The sequence below is a fragment of the Thermostichus sp. MS-CIW-23 genome (assembly GCF_054059455.1).
In genome coordinates this window covers 12,945-29,011 of record NZ_JBSSCC010000004.1, presented here as the reverse complement: position 1 = coordinate 29,011, position 16,067 = coordinate 12,945, and the positions used below count along the sequence as shown (strand labels likewise).

Below are 16,067 nucleotides of genomic sequence, written 5' to 3'. Positions count from 1 at the left end.
GAAGACCCTCTCTCAAATCTGAGGCAACTCAGGCTAGCAGGGGATCCCTAGAAAAGCAACTTTTTTTGCAGCGATTTTGCAGTTGAGACTTTGCAGCTTTGGCCTTGTTCTTTGCATTGAGCTTGAGTTAAGTAAAGGAGCGTTTTGAATCATGCAAACCCCAATTGTTGACGCCATCGCCACTGCCGATAGCCAAGGGCGCTACCTGAGCAACAGCGAATTGCAGGCCATCAATGGCCGTTTTCAGCGGGCTGCCGCCAGCATGGAAGCCGCTCGAGTTCTGAGCAGCCGTGCCGACGAGCTGGTGCGCGGTGCCACCGAAGCCGTTTACGCCAAGTTCCCCTACACCACCCAACCCGGTGGGCAGTGCCACACCCAAGCTGGCAAGGACAAGTGCGCCCGTGACGTGCGCCACTACCTGCGCTACATCACCTACTGCTTGGTAGCCGGTGGCACCGGTCCTCTGGACGAGTATCAGTTGGCCGGGATCCGCGAAATCAACGCCGCTTTTGAGCTCTCCCCCAGTTGGTTCATCGAAGCCCTGCGCTACATCAAAGCCAACCACGGCCTGACCGGGCAAGCGGCCACCGAAGCCAACACCTACATCGACTACGCCATCAACGCGCTCAGCTAAACCCTTGGCTTGGGATCCCTCTAAAAGGGCGACGCCGGCTAGCCAGTTGGCTCATCCCATAAACCAGGGGAGATGGCGAGGGAAGGTTGTTGAGGGCAACGGTGGTGAGCCTGCTACGTTGCGGAGAGATACGTTTGACCACGTGGGTTTGCGGATCAGTCTCCCCAATAGGAAGGCGCCACTGTTGCTCTTCTGCAGCTTGGGGCTGCCGATTTTTGATTTCTAATTTTAGTTTTCGATTTCTACAGTCGTTTCAGGCTAGGGTGAGACGCCTGGGCTATTGATCGCGCCAGCGGGACGGAGTCCTTGAAAAGCCTTTTGGCCCCCTGCATTATTGCTCCGCAACGCCGACGCGACGACGCAACCAACACTTTAGGTGTGGGTGCAATGTCCTAGCTTGAATCGAAATGACCCTAAACGCAAGCTTGTTCTCAATCTGTGTCCATTCAGTTCAATCGGGGGAATTAGCATGAGTGCAATTACAGCGGCAAGCCGGATGGGGATCCGGGGCATTACGGAGACCACCCCACTGGAGTTGCGCCCCAACGCCAGCCAGGATCAGCTCAATGCGGTGCTGCGGGCCATCTACCGTCAGGTGCTGGGCAACGACCACTTGTTTGGGGCCGATAGGAAGGAGCTAGCCAGTGCGGAATCGCTGCTGCGCCAGGGCAGCCTGACGGTGCGGGAGTTTGTGCGATGGATCGCCAAGTCCGAAGCCTACAAAAAGCGGTTTTTCTACCCCAACTCGCAAACCCGGGCCATCGAGCTCAATTTCAAGCATCTGCTGGGACGCGCTCCCACCAGCCCCAAAGACATCGCCCGCCATTTGGACATCTACCAATCTGGCGGCCACAGCGCGGAGATCGATTCCTACATCGACAGCCCAGAATACCTAGAAGCTTTTGGAGACAACATCGTCCCCTACCCGCGTGGGTTTGAATACCGCAAGGCTCATTCCACCCGCGACTTTACCAATCTTTTCGCTCTCTACGGGGGCTACGCCAACAACGATCGCTCCCAAGGGCCCAGACCCCGTCTGATGATGCCTTTGGCCACCGGGTTTACCCCGGCCATTCGCCGCATTGGGGTGCGGGGGCTGCTGCCGCCCAGCCCCATTTCCAAACACCTGGGGCCGCCAACGGGCCAGTCGGATCGCATGTTCTGTGTGGAAGTGACCCGACTGCTGAATCCGCCTTCGGCGCTGGCCACTTCCAGCCGAGTGCGCAAATCCAACCAGCAGATTTTCGTCTCTGCCGATCAACTGTCGGCAACAATGCAGCGGTTGCTCAAATCGGGCGCCAAGATCGTCAGTGTCCGCAGCGCTTGATCCCTTCTCGGTGTCTTCTCCGTTGTTGATTCCATGACCACTGCTGTTCCTCTGGATCCCGATCCATCGGTGGATCTCACCCCGGCTGGACAAATCGCCAAGCTGCGCCACGGGGATCCGGGGGAACGCTACTATGCCGCTTGGTGGCTGGGACGCATGCGCATCGTCGAAGGGATCCCGGCCCTGATCGAGGCCCTGGCCGATGAAACGGATCGCACCGCTCAAGGGGGATATCCGCTGCGGCGCAACGCTGCTCGTGCTTTGGGTAAACTGGGATCCCTCGCCGGGATCCCTCCCCTGAAGGCGGCTTTGTCTTGCTCCGATGGCCAAGTGGTGGCAGCCGCTGCCCAGGCACTGGTTGAGATTGCCTTTGCCAACAACCTCCATAGGGATCCCGACGAAGTGGAAAAGCTGGGATCCGCTTTGCTAGAAGGGCTGCGCTTTGTGGAGCAAGGACTGCAGACGGAAGCCCAAGCCGCCCTAGAAGCCATTGTCGAGGCTCTTGGACAACTGCAAGTGACCGCTGCTCTGGAGCCAATCTGTCCCTACCTAGAGCACACTTCCATCCGTTTGCAATGTGCGGCGGCACGGGCCTGCTATCGTCTCACCGGGGATCCGACTTTTGCTCAGCGCCTGCTGTCGGTGTTGAATCACCACAACATCCATCTGCGGCGGGCTGCCCTTTTGGATTTGGGGGCCAGTGGCTATTTGCCGGCAGCACAAGCCATTGCGGTGGCGGCGGTGGAGGTCAACCTGAAGCTCCTCGCCCTCAAACAGTTGGTGGAGATCAACCTGGAACAACATCAAAGGATCCCCGGTGCTGAGCTGCAGCAGGTGCTCCGGCTGATCGACGAGCTGCTGTGAGCGGTGGTGCTTCTGGGACCTTGCTGTTCACATTAGCGGGACGGAGTCCTTTGCAACTGACCTATCAAGGCATTGCCCATGAGTTTGTGCATCCCTCTGCAGCGATTCAAAGCCGTCAGAATCTGTCCGCTCGGCACCAGGGTTGGGCTCCGTGGCTGTAGCACTGCCTCAGTCTTTTGCCTTCCCGTATCGAGGTGCCGCCCTCAGTTTTGGAGCAAGGGCAACAGCAAGGATCCCTGAGGTGCAAGGGAGCCCGGCAGCGGCTGTCTCCTCTCGGAAGCACTTCATGACCTTGGTCGAGGAAACCCAAAGGACGCCGTCCCGCTGACGCGACCGGGGGGATGAGCATCTGTTGCAGCAACTGGAACAGGAACGGCAACTGTTGGCCTGACAAGCTCGCTGCCTGCCCAAGGGATCCAGCTAATGCCCGACAATTGCCCAGAAGGGTTCGATATTCCCGATAATGGGAAGCGGCTCCTGGGATTCAAAGAGGGATCCGGGATCAGCTAGAAATCGCAGGAGCCCCGCACTGTACCCGTAGGGTCAGTGCCGGGAGGAATGCGAGGTTACAATAGAACTATGACCCAAGTCCTGACCGTCTCCTGCAAGCTCAAGGCGTCCCAGTCGCAGGCCGCCAAATTGGACGCGACTTTGGAGGCTTTTGGCCAAGCCTTGAACTGGGTCAACCAGAACACGCCGGAGAAAGTCGCCAACGCCGTTAAGCTCCAGTCTCTGTGCTACCGCGAAATCCGCGCCCGGTTCGACTTGTCCAGTAACTTGGCTCAGCAGGTCTGCAGACGGCTGGCCGGTGCCCGTAAAGTTGCCCAACAGAAAAACCGCCCCGTCAAAGCGTTCAAAGGGGGCTTCGCTACCTACGACGCTCGTATCTTTTCGTTCCGCGAGAAAGACTGGACGGTGTCGCTGACCACGGTGGAGGGTCGGGAGCGCTTTGAGCTGGCGATTGGCCGCTACCAGAGAGAACGGCTGGCGGGCTCCAATCCCAAATCTGCCACTCTGGTCAAGCGTAAAGACGGCTCCTACTCCATTCAAATCTGTGTGGAAGCGGAGCCATCCCCACCGCAACGCACGGGCAGAGTGCTGGGGGTGGACTTGGGGAGGACGGATATTGCCCATACATCAGACGGGGACAATTGGAATGGACAGCAGTTGAACAGAGTCCGAGACCACTACTCCCGGTTGAGGGCGGTACTCCAACGCAAAGCCAGTAAGGGCACCCGCAGTTCGCGGCGCAGATGCCGTCAACTGCTGCAACGGCTGTCTGGCAAGGAGAGACGCTTTCAGGCGTGGGTCAATCATCGCATCTCCAAAGCTATTGTCTCCAGGGCAAAGGCTACCAACAGCGCTATCGCCCTGGAAGACCTGACAGGGATCCGGGAAAGGGTCAATCAACAGCCGCGCAGCAAAACCGAAAGGCGCAGGGCCAACAGTTGGGCGTTCTACCAACTACGTCAGTTTCTGGAGTACAAGGCGAGGGTTGCAGGGGTTTCTCTGATTCTTGTGCCGCCCGCCTACACGTCGCAGACCTGCCACAAGTGTTTGCATATCCATCCCGATCCTGCGCAATCCTACCGCAGTGGCAAGTCGTTCAAGTGTGGGCACTGTGGATGGGAAGGAGATGCGGATTTGAATGGTGCGAATGTGATTGCGCTCTTGGGGGCTGCCGTAAACCAGCCTAGAGGTTCGGGCCTGTTTTGTTCTCTGGTAGAGCAGAGCAGGCCCAGGGCTACTGAAAGCCCGCTCCGTACCGCTTAGCGGTCGGAGCCGGGTAGTTTACTTTGTTGTTGAGGCAGTGGTTGGGGTGCAGGACACAAGGTAATGGAGGAGTCTGCCACTCAGGAAGAGATCCCTGGGGGATCTCCTTCAGCAGGGCCATCCCGTTCGTTGATGTCGGTGGCGGGCTTGGTAGCCGGGGCGACCTTGCTCAGCAAGGGCGTAGGCTTCGTTCGCCAAGCTTTGATTGCAGCAGTGTATGGCTCGGGGCCGGAGTACAGCGCCTTCGGGGTAGCCTACATCCTGCCCGGTTTTCTGTTGATTCTGCTGGGAGGGATCAACGGCCCTTTTCACAGCGCCATCGTCAGTGTCCTCAAAAAGCAGCGGGATCGGGACAGGGAGGATGCGGCTGCCTGGCTGGAATCCATTTCCACCTTGGTAGGCTGCCTGCTCCTGCTGGTCAGCTTGGGCCTTTGGTGGGGAGCGGACTGGGTGGTGCGCCTGAATGCGCCGGGAGCCAGCCCCGAAGTCCATGCTCTGGCCGCTGCGCAACTGCGGATCATGGCCCCTTTGGCCTTGCTCTCGGGGTGGATTGGCATCGGCTTTGGAGCGCTGAATGCTGCCGAACACTACGCCTTGCCTGCCCTTAGCCCGCTGATCTCCAGCTTGGCGGTGATCGGGATCCTGGTCACGCTGGGATGGACGGGGATCCCAACTTTGCTGGCCTGGGGCGTGCTCATCGGGGCCATTGCCCAATGGTTGGCCCAAGTTCCGCTCCAGATGCGGTTAGGGCTGGGGCGACCGCGCCTGCGCTTTGAGTGGGGATCCCCGCAGGTACGGGCGGTGGGCTTGCTGATGTTGCCGGCGGTGATCTCCTCCGGGATGATCCACATCAATGTTTATGTGGATCTGTTTTTTGCCTCTTTCGTACCTGGGGATCGCACCATCGGCAACTTGGGATATGCCCAGCTTCTGGTACAAACGCCGCTGGGGATCCTCTCCAACATGGTGCTGGTGCCCTTGATGCCTCTCTATGCCCAGTTGGCAGGGGATGGATCCCGTTGGCCGGAGCTGCGCCAGCGTATCCGCCAAGGGCTGATGCTTACGGCAATTGTGACCCTGCCCCTGTCGATGCTGTTGGTGGCTTTGGCCGAGCCCATTGTCCAAGTGGCCTACCAGCGGGGGCGCTTTACGCCGGAGGTGACACAAGAGGTGGCAGCCCTGCTCATGGCCTATGGTCTGGGGATGACCGGTTACCTGCTGCGGGATGTGCTGGTGCGGATCTTCTATGCCCTGGAGGATGGGGCTACGCCTCTGCGCATCAGCAGCATGGCCATTGGCCTGAATGCCCTACTGGACTTTCTATTTTTGCAGGCTTTTGGAGCGCCGGGCATTGCCCTGGCCACCGCCGGCGTCAACCTGATAGCCGTGATCGGACTGGGGATCCGCCTCCACCAGCGCCTGCCAGGGATCCCTTGGCGGGAGATGGGACAAGCCCTACTGCCATTGCTGGGGAGCACCGTCCTGGCCGGGGGACTGAGCCATTGGCTGTGGACCCAACTGCGCTCCTACGAGATTGTGGGGTCTCCCCTGCTCACCGCCATCATTTGGGCCGGGCTGGCCGCGGGTTTAGGTCTAAGCTTGTTCGCCGCCGGAGCTCTCTACCTGCGGATCCCAGAAGTGGAGTGGGCAGCAGCCCGACTGCGGAAACGGGTAGGACGCTGGGGGAGCCAGTGGGCAAGCCGGAACTAGCTGATAGCTTCCAGGTAATCTCGCACGCGGTTGCGTCGCTTCGGCTGACGCAGCTTCTGCAGGGCTTTGGCCTCAATTTGCCGCACCCGCTCTCGCGACAGATCCAAGGCGCGACCGATTTCCGCCAGCGAATAGGTGCGCCCATCCCCCAAGCCGAAACGCATGCGGATCACATCCCGCTCGCGGCTGGTCAGATCCGAGAGCAACTGCTGTAGATCGCGATGCAGGGCTTCCCGCATCATGGTCTCTTCTGGAGAAATGTCGTCAGTTTCCAGCAAATCCCCCAGTTCGGTGTCCTTGTCTTTGCCCACCTTGGTTTCCAGAGAAACCGAGCGGGGCACCCGTACCAACAGCTCGCGTACTTGAGGCGGCGTCATCTCCAACTCGGAGGCGATGTCTTCGATGGTGGGGGTGCGGCCCTTTTCCTGGGAGAGCTTGCGCTGCGCTTTTTTGATCTTGTTCAGCTTCTCGGTGATGTGAACGGGCAGGCGGATGGTGCGGCTTTGGGTGGCAATGGCACGGGTAATGCCCTGCCGGATCCACCAGTAGGCGTAGGTGCTGAAGCGGTATCCCTTTTTCGGGTCGAACTTTTCCACCGCTCGCTCCAGGCCCAGCGTACCCTCTTGGATCAGATCTAGCAGCTCCAAGCCGCGGTTTTGGTACTTTTTCGCCACCGACACCACCAGGCGCAGGTTGGCCTTGATCATGTGTTCTTTGGCACGCTTGCCAATTCGCTGAACCTGCTGCAGCTTTTCAGGGGTCAGTTGCGCCCACTCGGGGTACTGGTTGGCCTTGGCCACCCATTCCGCAAGAGTGGGATCCCGTCCCAACTCTTTCTGCAAACGCAGACGCAAATCCAAGAGCTTCATGTAGTCTTGGACTTTTTGGGCCAGGGCCACCTCTTCATCGCGCCCCAAAAGAGGAACACGACCAATCTCCTGTAAATAGAGGCGCACCAGATCGGTGGAGCGGCGGGTCGGCTCCTCTTCCAGTAGCTCGCCATCGGCCAGATCCACCTCTGCTTCTTCGGCGGCCTCGAGGAGATCGGCGGAGCTATCCAACAAAATGTCGTTGAGTTCAGGTTCGTAGTTAGACATGTAGGGTGTTGCTGATGTAGCGACAGAGGTAGCAGTTCAGTGGGCTGAGAGAGGAATGGTCAGTGATGTGGAGCAAGTTAAGCTTAAGTGTTCCCCAACGGTAACTTCGCGCCTGCTCAACGCCTTACAGCAGTCAGAGGAAATCATACATTGACCTCTTCCTCAACCGGACCTCCTGCCCATGCCCCATAGGGAAAGGCTGAAGTAGCAGCGGAGGGGTCACACGGAGAGCGTGAGCCCCTTATCATAACTTAATTATAATTATAGTTGCATTTCTCAGCCCAGAGACATGAGAGCCAGCGTAGGATCCCCCCAGTTCAACCGTCACCGCCACTGCGAAAAAGCGTATTGCCCTCAGGGTGAACCCAGCAGCTCGTCCTTGGGGGAAGTAACCCATCCATCCTAGAGGGTCTAAACTTCAAAGGTAGCGTGTAAATTGCTTTGCCTATTCCAATCTATTCGATTCTATTCGATGAACTGTTCCCATTCACCTATCCCACCCAGCTGTGGGGGAGCCAGACTCCCCGAACAGGTCAACCCCCTTCCTCTGGGCGGACTGGGCTCTGCTCAGGCACTTGGGTTGGCCATAGCGCCGCTGACGGGGGAAAAGGTTTCAACCTTGGCGTTGACGACTCTATTGGCCATCGGTCTATTCTTTTTTCTGCGAGCTGCGGGCAAGGATCGCGTGGAGAGTCGCCTCTACTTTAGCAGTCGCAGCCTGGAGGAAATGGGATCCGCTCTACGGGAGCACTTGGAAAGGCGTGGCTATCGTCTCCAGTCCGCCGATGCCGAGGGGATCGCCACCTTTGCAGGGCAGGGTCAGGCTAGCGTGGGGCTGGCCCTTTTTTTGACGGGGCTGGCGGGGACGGGACTGGCCTGTTTGGCCTTGGTGCTGCAGACCCTTGAGCCGGGGTGGGGAGCTTGGCCCTGGATGGTGGTGCTGGCTTCTCCTTGGGCGGGTTGGTACTACCGGCAGCGCAACCAACGCCCGGAACAAATCCGCCTGAAACTGCAGGAAGCCGACGAGGACTCCGTCCCGCTCCCCTTCTGTGGACAGCACGGTTCCCCCACAGCACCAACGCGAACGGCCCCTGGATCCCATCTGTGGGTGGAGGGGCATCGGGATGAGCTGGATGGGCTGGCTGCAGCCCTGGGGTTGCAAGAACGGGATCTGGATTAGGGGTAGGGGAGTCTAAGGCCAATCGGGAGAGAGAGGTGCTGGGATCAAAGACAGTTGATCCCCAACGGCGGAATCGGGGCTGCGATTGGGAGCGGGCTCTTTTTTGCAGTTCTTCTGGGCAGGTTGGCTTTTCCCTTGGTTTCTCAAGCCCAGGCCAATGCGGCTGTGTTTTTCCACTAGGGCCAGCACCTGTTTGGCCCGCTGGATTACCGGCTGGGGCAGGCCGGCCATGCGTCCCACCTCGATGCCATAGGAGCGATCTGCCCCCCCAGGCTGTACCTGGTGCAAGAAGATGATGCGATCTTGCAATTCCTTGACCACCACCTGAAAGTTGGCCACGTTGGGCAGCAAGGTCTCCAGTTGGTTGAGCTCGTGGTAGTGGGTGGCAAAGACCGTACGGGCGCGCACCTGAGTGGCCAGGTATTCCGCCACCGCCCAGGCAATGGAAAGGCCATCGAAGGTAGCGGTGCCTCGGCCAATCTCGTCCAGCAGCACCAGGGATCGCTCGCCGGCGTGGTTGAGGATGTTGGCGGTCTCGTTCATTTCCACCATGAAGGTGGACTGGCCGGTAGCCAGATCGTCCACAGCGCCAATGCGGGTAAATACGCGGTCGCAGAGGCCCAACTCTGCCCGCCGCGCGGGGACAAAGCTGCCCATCTGGGCCAGGATTTGGATGAGCCCAATTTGCCGCAGGTAAGTGGACTTGCCGGACATGTTGGGCCCGGTGAGGACGATCAAATCGGGGCCGTGGGGGGATCCCAGTTGCACCGAATTGGGCACGAAGAGGCCCTGGGGCAGGGATTTTTCCACCACCGGGTGGCGACCCTCCTCGATCATGAGCCGGCGGTCTGTTGTGAGGAGGGGACGGGTGTATCCCTGCTGCACTGCCACTTCCGCCAGGCCAAACAGAGCATCGACGGCAGCCAGGGTCTGGGCCACTTGGCGGATGGCTTCGGCCCGGGATCCTGCCTCTTGGCGCAACTGCACAAACAGCTCGTATTCCCGCTGGTTGATGTCGGTTTGGGCTGTGAGGATGCGGGCCTCTTTTTCTTTGAGCTCGGGGGTAATGAACCGCTCTTCGTTGGTCAGGGTTTGCTTGCGGATGTACTCTTTGGGGACTTGGTGGGCCTTGGCGCGGCTGATGCTGATGTAGTAGCCGAAAGCCTTGTTGAAGCCAACTTTGAGGGTGGGGATCCCAGTGCGCTCGCGCTCGGTTTTCTCCAACTGGGCAATCCACTGGCGGTCTTGCTCCACCTGCTGCCGCAGCCTGTCCAGCTCCGGATCGACGCCGGGCCGGATTAGCCCCCCTTCGGTGAGCACAGGGGGAGGGGAGGGCAGGAGGGTGTGCTCGATGCGTTGGCCCAGCTCAACCAGGGCGGGATCCACCTGTTGCAGGCTTTGCAAGAGGGGAGTCTTGGCTTCCCCCACCAGCTCGGCCAACTGGGGCAGTTTGCCCAAGGAGGATCCCAAGGCCACCATCTCGCGCGGGTTGGCGGTGCCCGATCCGACGCGGTTGGCCAGCCGCTCCAGGTCGTACAGAGAGTCCAGAAGGGATCCCAGGCGGGCCCGCAGAGAAGGGTTTTCCAAAAGCTCTTGGATGGTGTCTTGGCGAAGGCGGATTTGCTCCGAATCCCGCAAAGGCTGCATTAGCCAGCGCCGCAAAGTGCGCCCCCCCATGGCTGTACGGCTGTGATCCAGCACCCAGAGCAGGGATCCCACAAAAGCCCCCTCTCGGATGGTCTGGGTGAGCTCCAAGTTACGCCGGGTTTGGGCATCCAAGATGAGGTAATCCGTCAACTGATAGGTGCGCGGGGGAGGCAGGAGCGGGTGGCCTCCCTGGGGAGAAGGCTGCAGCAGGGTCTTTGGTGCTACGCACCGCTGAGGCGAATGGGTTTCTTCTAAGTAGTGCAAAAGCCCTCCCGCTGCTCGCACCGCCAGAGGCAATCCCTCACAGCCCAATCCTTCCAGAGAGCGCAGGCCGTAGGTCTGCATGAGGTTCTCCCGCGCCACCGCCAGTTCAAAAGGTTCGGCTGGGCGCAGGGTATAGGCGTATTGGTTGGGGAGACCCAGGGGCTTCTGGGGATCCCCTGGACGGATGAGGCCTAGTCCCAGCCCCTCCTCGGTGGGCAGCAAAACCTCTGCCGGCTGCAGCCGGGCCAGTTCCTGCTCCAGTTGCTCTTGCCCCTCGCTCTGACACACCCAGAACTCGCCGGTGGAGATATCCGCATAGGCTAGGCCCCAGCGGCAGGGAGCCTGCTTCGATCCTTTGAGCCGCACGACGGCTGCCAGGTAGTTGTTTTGCCGCGCCTGCAGCAGCTCCTCTTCGAGGACGGTGCCAGGGGTGATCACCCGCGTCACTTCCCGCCGCACCAAGCCCTTGGCCTGATCTGCCGGCTCCATCTGGTCGCAGACGGCCAGGGCATAGCCTTTGGCCACCAACTGGGCAGCGTAGCGGTCGAAAGCATGGTAAGGGATCCCGCACATGGGCACCCGCCCTATGGCCCCTGCTTCCCGCCCGGTGAGCACCAGCTCCAGCTCCCGCGACACCCGCTGGGCGTCCTGGAAGAACATCTCGTAGAAATCCCCCAGGCGGTAGAGCAAGATGGCGTGGGGATACTGCCGCTTCAGCTCCACATAGTGCTGCATCATGGGGGTGAGCAGGGCGGGATCTACCTCTAAGGCATCCCAAGTAGGCTCGGCGGAAGAACTCATGGCATCAAAACGTGGGCAAGCAATGGGCTGAAGGTTCGGAGTCTAGCCAACTCGGGCCGACCAGCTTGGGCCATTCTAGATCCAGGTCTAGATGAAGTTTGAGACGTTTCCCCAGCCCTTCTCCCCTGATTCCCATTTCGCGGTTGGTTGCCATGACCTCGCTCAGGGTAGTTGGATCCCCCCTGACTTGCAACATCCAAGAAGCCTTGCTATTCTAGCGACTACGTTTTGTTGAGTTTGACTTTCAATAAAGCTCGGGAGGGAGGCCTGGCCAACTTGGCTGAGTTTTCCATCCCGCCCTTGCGGGCGGAGGGGGTTTCTTGGCCTCAGAAGGCTCTCTTCCTGGGCAAAGCTCGAGAGGTTTTCCCGGTGCTGGTCGATCGCGAGTGTCCGTATACAGAGGTTGAGGGGGGCAGAGGCTGGGGGCAAAGAAAGCGGCTGCTCTCGCCAATCGGTTTGACCTGTTTGCTATTGAGTTTCATTTTCCTAGTACTTTTGGTCTCGATTGCTTTGGGATCCGTTCCCATGACTTTCCCAGAACTCTGGCAAGCCCTGTGGGGGCAGGGGGATCCCATTCGGCAGACGATTGTTTGGCAGTTGCGGCTGCCGCGGGCGCTCTTGGCCCAGTTGCTGGGGGCGGCTCTGGGGATGGCAGGGGCCCTGTTGCAGGGGATGCTGGGCAATGGGCTGGCGGATCCCTACCTGCTGGGCATTTCGGCGGGGGCGGGCCTGGCGGCGGTGGGGTTGCTCACCTTGGGAGAGTGGACGGCTTGGGTGCCCCTGGCCGCTTGGGTGGGCGGGGTGCTGACTACCGTGTTGGTGTACGGGTTGGCGCGTACTCCCTCGGGACTGGCGGTGGAGCGGCTGATCTTGGCGGGGGTGGCCGTCAGCGCCCTGTTTGGGGCCATTAGCTCCACCTTGTTGTTGATGGCAGATGACCGGGTGCAGGTGGCTCTCACCTGGTTGATCGGCAGCTTGAGCGGGCGGGGCTGGCCAGAGGTGCAGGTGGCCGGGGCGTATATCCTGGTCGGCTTGGGATTGGGATGGGGGCAGGCGCGGGCTTTAAACCTGCTGAGCTTGGGGGAAGAGATGGCGGTGAGCTTGGGGATCCCTCTGGCGCGGACGCGGGTGGTGATTGGTCTGGTGGCGGCTTGGCTGGCGGCAACCGCCGTCAGTGTGGGGGGGTTGATCGGCTTTGTCGGTTTGGTGGTGCCCCACATGGTGCGGCAGGGGGTGGGATCCGATTACCGCTGGCTGTTGCCCCTTTCTGCCTTGGCGGGGGCGACCCTGCTGAGCGGCGCCGATATCCTGAGCCGTTTGGGCCCGATAGAGCTGCCGGTGGGGATTGTCACCGCTGTGATGGGGGCTCCCTTTTTCGGCTGGCTGCTGTGGCAGCAGGGGGCAGGGCGATGAGAGAGCCCATCCTGCAGGTCGAGGATTTGAGCGGGGGCTACGGATCCCGGACGGTGGTGCGACAGGTGAGCTTCAGCGTGCAACAGGGGGAATGGCTGAGCATTGTCGGCCCCAATGGTTCGGGCAAATCGACGGTGCTGCGGCTGTTGAGTCGGGTTCTGATTCCCCAAGCTGGGCGCGTGTACTTGGGCGGTCGGGATCTGCACGCTCAACTCACTCCAAAGCAGGTGGCCCGGCAGTTGGCTCTTTTGCCGCAGCAGCAGCGGATCCCGGCAGGGCTGACGGTGCGGCAATTGGTGAGTCTGGGGCGTTCTCCCCACCAGCCCTGGTGGGCGTGGCAGTTGACGCCGGCGGATCGGCAGCGGGTGGAGTGGGCTCTGGAGCAAGCAGGACTGGGATCCCTGGCGCTGCGGCGGGTGGAAACCCTCTCGGGGGGAGAGCGGCAACGGGCTTTTCTGGCGCTGGCTTTGGCGCAGGAGCCGCAGGTGCTGCTGTTGGATGAGCCCACCACCTTTTTGGATCTGCGCTACCAACTGGAGCTGCTGGAGCTGTTGCAACGGCTGAAGCAGGAGCAGGGGCTGACGGTAGTTACGGTGCTGCACGACCTGAACTTGGCCATTCGCTACAGCGAGCAGATTGCCTTGCTGGGATCCGGCCAGATGCAGGCCCTGGGGTCTCCCTTGGCGGTGTTGACCCCCAGCCGGGTGCGACAGGTGTTTGGCCTGGAGGTGGAGTGGATCTCGACTCCGGTAGGGCCACAGCTTTGCCCCCTGCGCAGCACAGCTCCAGCGGCAGCAAGGCTCCTCTCCCTGCCGGTGTCAGGGTGCTGAGGGAGGGTTTGTCCGGTTTTGCAGTGAATTTTCCCTGTTGTGGATTTCGAGGAGCATGAGAGGTTATGCGCGTGAACGGTCGTTGGTGGCGGGTGGTGAGTTTGGGGTTGAGTTTGGGAGTGGGCTGGGGATCCCTGTCCCAGGCTCAGCCCAATGCCCGGATCCCTGATTCGACAACTCCGCCGCTGTTGGCCCAGGCCACCCCTGCACCGACCACCCTGCCAGAGCAGATTAGGGAGCTGAAGGCGCAAATCGAAGCTGCCCGCCAGCGGGGGGATCAGGCAGAGGTGGAGCGGCTACAGGCCGAGCTTCGGGCTCTCCAGCAGGAAGGCACGCCGATCTTTAACCTGCAACAGGTCACCGTAACCGGTACTCGCACCGAGCGCACCTTGGCCGACTCGCCCGCCAGCATTACCGTCATCGACCGGGAGCGGTTGCGGCGGGAGCTGCTTCAAAACATTCAGGATCTGGTGCGCTACGAGCCGGGGGTGAGCGTGCGGCGCAGCGTTCGCTACGGCCTGCAGGACTTCAACATCCGCGGCCTCGACGCCAACCGGGTGTTGATCCAGGTGGATGGGATCCGCCAGCCGGAGCGATTTTCCTTCGGCCCCTTCACCATTGGCCGGGATACCTTTGAGCTGGAGACCCTGAAAACTGTAGAAATTATCCGCGGCCCCGCCTCCACCCTCTACGGCAGCGACGCGCTGGGGGGTGTGGTGACCTATACCACCCTGGATCCAGCCGATCTGCTGGGGGAACGGGACAGCCATGTGGGCCTGTCCAGCCAGTACGACAGCAAAAACCAAGGGTACGTCAACACCCTCAGCTTGGCGGGTCGGCAGGATAACTTAGAGGCCCTGCTCATCTACACTCGCCGCGACGCCAGAGAGCCGGATATCCAGGCGGATCCCAGTTTCAAGGATCGGCAGACGGTGGAGGGAGACAATGTTCTGGCCAAGCTGGTCTATCGCTTCAGTCCCTTTGACAGCCTCACCCTGACGGCGGAATACTTCCACAACCGCACCACCACCACCTTTTCGCCCCGCAACCTGGATCCCGGCATCCGCTTTTTCAGGGAGACCATTGAGACCGAGCGCAGCCGCCTCAGTTTGGAATATCGCTACGCCAACCCCGATACCCCCGCTTTTGAGCTGGCCACCGTCCAGATCTACTACCAGCCGGCCCGCACCCAGGAGCCCAGCGTGGAAGAACGCACCCTCACGGTACAAGGTCGGCCCGTGCCTGTGCGTCGGGATACCTTCAACGAGCTGGTCAGCAACATTCTGGGAGCCAGCGTACAGGCCCAGAGCCGCTTCCAAACCGGGGATCTCTCCCACCGCTTGGTGTATGGAATGGAGATCTCCACCACCCGCAACGAACGTCCCCGCAACCGCTTCCAAACCAACCTGCTGACCGGGGCAGTCACCCAAAACATCCCCCCGGACACTTTTCCCACCAAAGATTTTCCCGACTCCGATACCGTGCGCTTTGGGCTGTATTTGCAAGATGAGATCGACTTTGGGGGCGGCAACTTTACCCTCATCCCCGGCATCCGCTACGACACCTACCGCCTCACCCCCAGCCCTGACGAAGCCTTCTTGAAAAGTGGGGCAGAAGCCGCCAGCCTGTTTGCCGATGCCATTTCTCCCAAGGTGGGCCTGGTGTGGAGGATTAATCCCAACCTCACCTTTACGGCCCAGTACAACACCGGTTTTCGGGCCCCTCAGTACAACGAAATCAACAGCGGCTTCACCAACCTGGTCAGCCCCTTCTTCCGCTACCGCACCCTTTCCAATCCCAACTTGCGACCGGAAACCAGCCAAGGCTTTGAAGTGGGGTTGCGGGGGATCTACCCCCAGGCCAGCTTTAGCTTGGCCGCCTACTACAACACCTACAACGACTTTATCGAGGCTTTCCGGGAGGTGGGATCCGAGCCTTCACCCCCCGGCCCGCCAGGGAGCCCGCCACCTCCACCGGTGACTCTCTTTCAGAGCCAGAACGTCAGTCGGGCCCGCATCTATGGTGTAGAAGCCACCGGGCAGTACTTCTTCAGCCCCGATTTGACCGGCTGGAGCCTCAATGGCAGCTTTGCCTGGGCGGTGGGGGACAACCTCACCGAAAACAAACCCCTCCTTTCCATTGAGCCACTGACGGCAGTACTGGGACTGCACTACGACGATCCCAGCCAGATCTGGGGAGCCAGGTTGGTGGCCACGCTGGTGGCGGATCCCCGCGACCCGCAACGGGAGGTAGTGCAACCGAACCCCAACGCTCCACCTCAAATTCCGTTTGTGCCCAAGGGCTACACCGTGGTGGATCTGCTGGGCTACTACAACCTGGACGACAACTGGCAATTGAATTTCGGGGTGTTCAATCTCTTTGATGAAAAGTATTTTCTCTACTCCGAAACCCGCTCTCTCTTTGTCGGCCCTGAAGTGGAACGGCGGGCCCAGCCGGGACGGCATGCTGCGCTCAGTTTTTCCACCCGGTTTTAGGGGCCAAGACCTGAGGCCGTGTTTACTCTGGA

11 protein-coding genes are annotated in these 16,067 nt (G+C 60.5%); 9 read left to right on the top strand and 2 right to left on the bottom strand.

From position 1 onward, the window contains the following. Positions 1–151: 151 nt before the first annotated feature. From ACVW0B_RS02480 to murJ, 5 genes are all read left to right on the top strand, one after another. Complete coding sequence (locus tag ACVW0B_RS02480) at positions 152–634, top strand: globin family protein (RefSeq protein WP_011434281.1); 483 nt, start codon at positions 152–154, stop codon at positions 632–634. 469 nt (positions 635–1,103) lie between these two features. Beyond that, positions 1,104–1,961: a phycobilisome rod-core linker polypeptide gene (locus tag ACVW0B_RS02475; protein ID WP_414332161.1), complete on the top strand. Its 858-nt coding sequence runs from the start codon at positions 1,104–1,106 to the stop codon at positions 1,959–1,961. 33 nt (positions 1,962–1,994) lie between these two features. Then, the gene (locus ACVW0B_RS02470) at positions 1,995–2,825 is read left to right on the top strand and encodes a HEAT repeat domain-containing protein (RefSeq protein WP_457490870.1); all 831 of its coding nucleotides are present in this window, start codon (positions 1,995–1,997) and stop codon (positions 2,823–2,825) included. 579 nt (positions 2,826–3,404) lie between these two features. Beyond that, a complete protein-coding gene (locus tag ACVW0B_RS02465; RefSeq protein WP_457490869.1) occupies positions 3,405–4,598 on the top strand; it encodes an RNA-guided endonuclease InsQ/TnpB family protein in 1,194 nt (397 codons plus the stop codon). A 63-nt stretch (positions 4,599–4,661) separates the two neighbouring features. Next, entirely contained in the window at positions 4,662–6,308 is a 1,647-nt protein-coding gene (gene murJ, locus ACVW0B_RS02460; RefSeq protein WP_457490868.1) for a murein biosynthesis integral membrane protein MurJ, read from the top strand. Here the strand turns inward: murJ and sigC are convergent. Further along, entirely contained in the window at positions 6,305–7,405 is a 1,101-nt protein-coding gene (gene sigC, locus ACVW0B_RS02455; protein ID WP_414408483.1) for an RNA polymerase sigma factor SigC, read from the bottom strand. The two genes, murJ and sigC, sit on opposite strands and share 4 nt — an antisense overlap. Positions 7,406–8,024: 619 nt before the next feature. Between sigC and ACVW0B_RS02450 the strand changes: the two genes are divergently transcribed. Next, entirely contained in the window at positions 8,025–8,585 is a 561-nt protein-coding gene (locus tag ACVW0B_RS02450) for a cofactor assembly of complex C subunit B (RefSeq protein ID WP_457394153.1), read from the top strand. Positions 8,586–8,597: 12 nt separating this feature from the next. Here the strand turns inward: ACVW0B_RS02450 and mutS are convergent, their stop codons facing one another. Further along, positions 8,598–11,297: a DNA mismatch repair protein MutS gene (gene mutS, locus ACVW0B_RS02445; protein WP_457490867.1), complete on the bottom strand. Its 2,700-nt coding sequence runs from the start codon at positions 11,295–11,297 to the stop codon at positions 8,598–8,600. Between the two features lie 369 nt (positions 11,298–11,666). Between mutS and ACVW0B_RS02440 the strand changes: the two genes are divergently transcribed. The 3 genes from ACVW0B_RS02440 to ACVW0B_RS02430 all read left to right on the top strand — a co-directional run bounded on the left by ACVW0B_RS02440 (position 11,667) and on the right by ACVW0B_RS02430 (position 16,035). After that, complete coding sequence (locus ACVW0B_RS02440) at positions 11,667–12,710, top strand: FecCD family ABC transporter permease (protein ID WP_414355556.1); 1,044 nt, start codon at positions 11,667–11,669, stop codon at positions 12,708–12,710. Further along, a complete protein-coding gene (locus tag ACVW0B_RS02435) occupies positions 12,707–13,540 on the top strand; it encodes an ABC transporter ATP-binding protein (RefSeq protein WP_457490866.1) in 834 nt (277 codons plus the stop codon). The genes ACVW0B_RS02440 and ACVW0B_RS02435 overlap by 4 nt, the downstream gene beginning before the upstream one ends. A 65-nt stretch (positions 13,541–13,605) precedes the next feature. Continuing rightward, the gene (locus ACVW0B_RS02430) at positions 13,606–16,035 is read left to right on the top strand and encodes a TonB-dependent hemoglobin/transferrin/lactoferrin family receptor (RefSeq protein ID WP_457490865.1); all 2,430 of its coding nucleotides are present in this window, start codon (positions 13,606–13,608) and stop codon (positions 16,033–16,035) included. Positions 16,036–16,067: the final 32 nt, after the last annotated feature.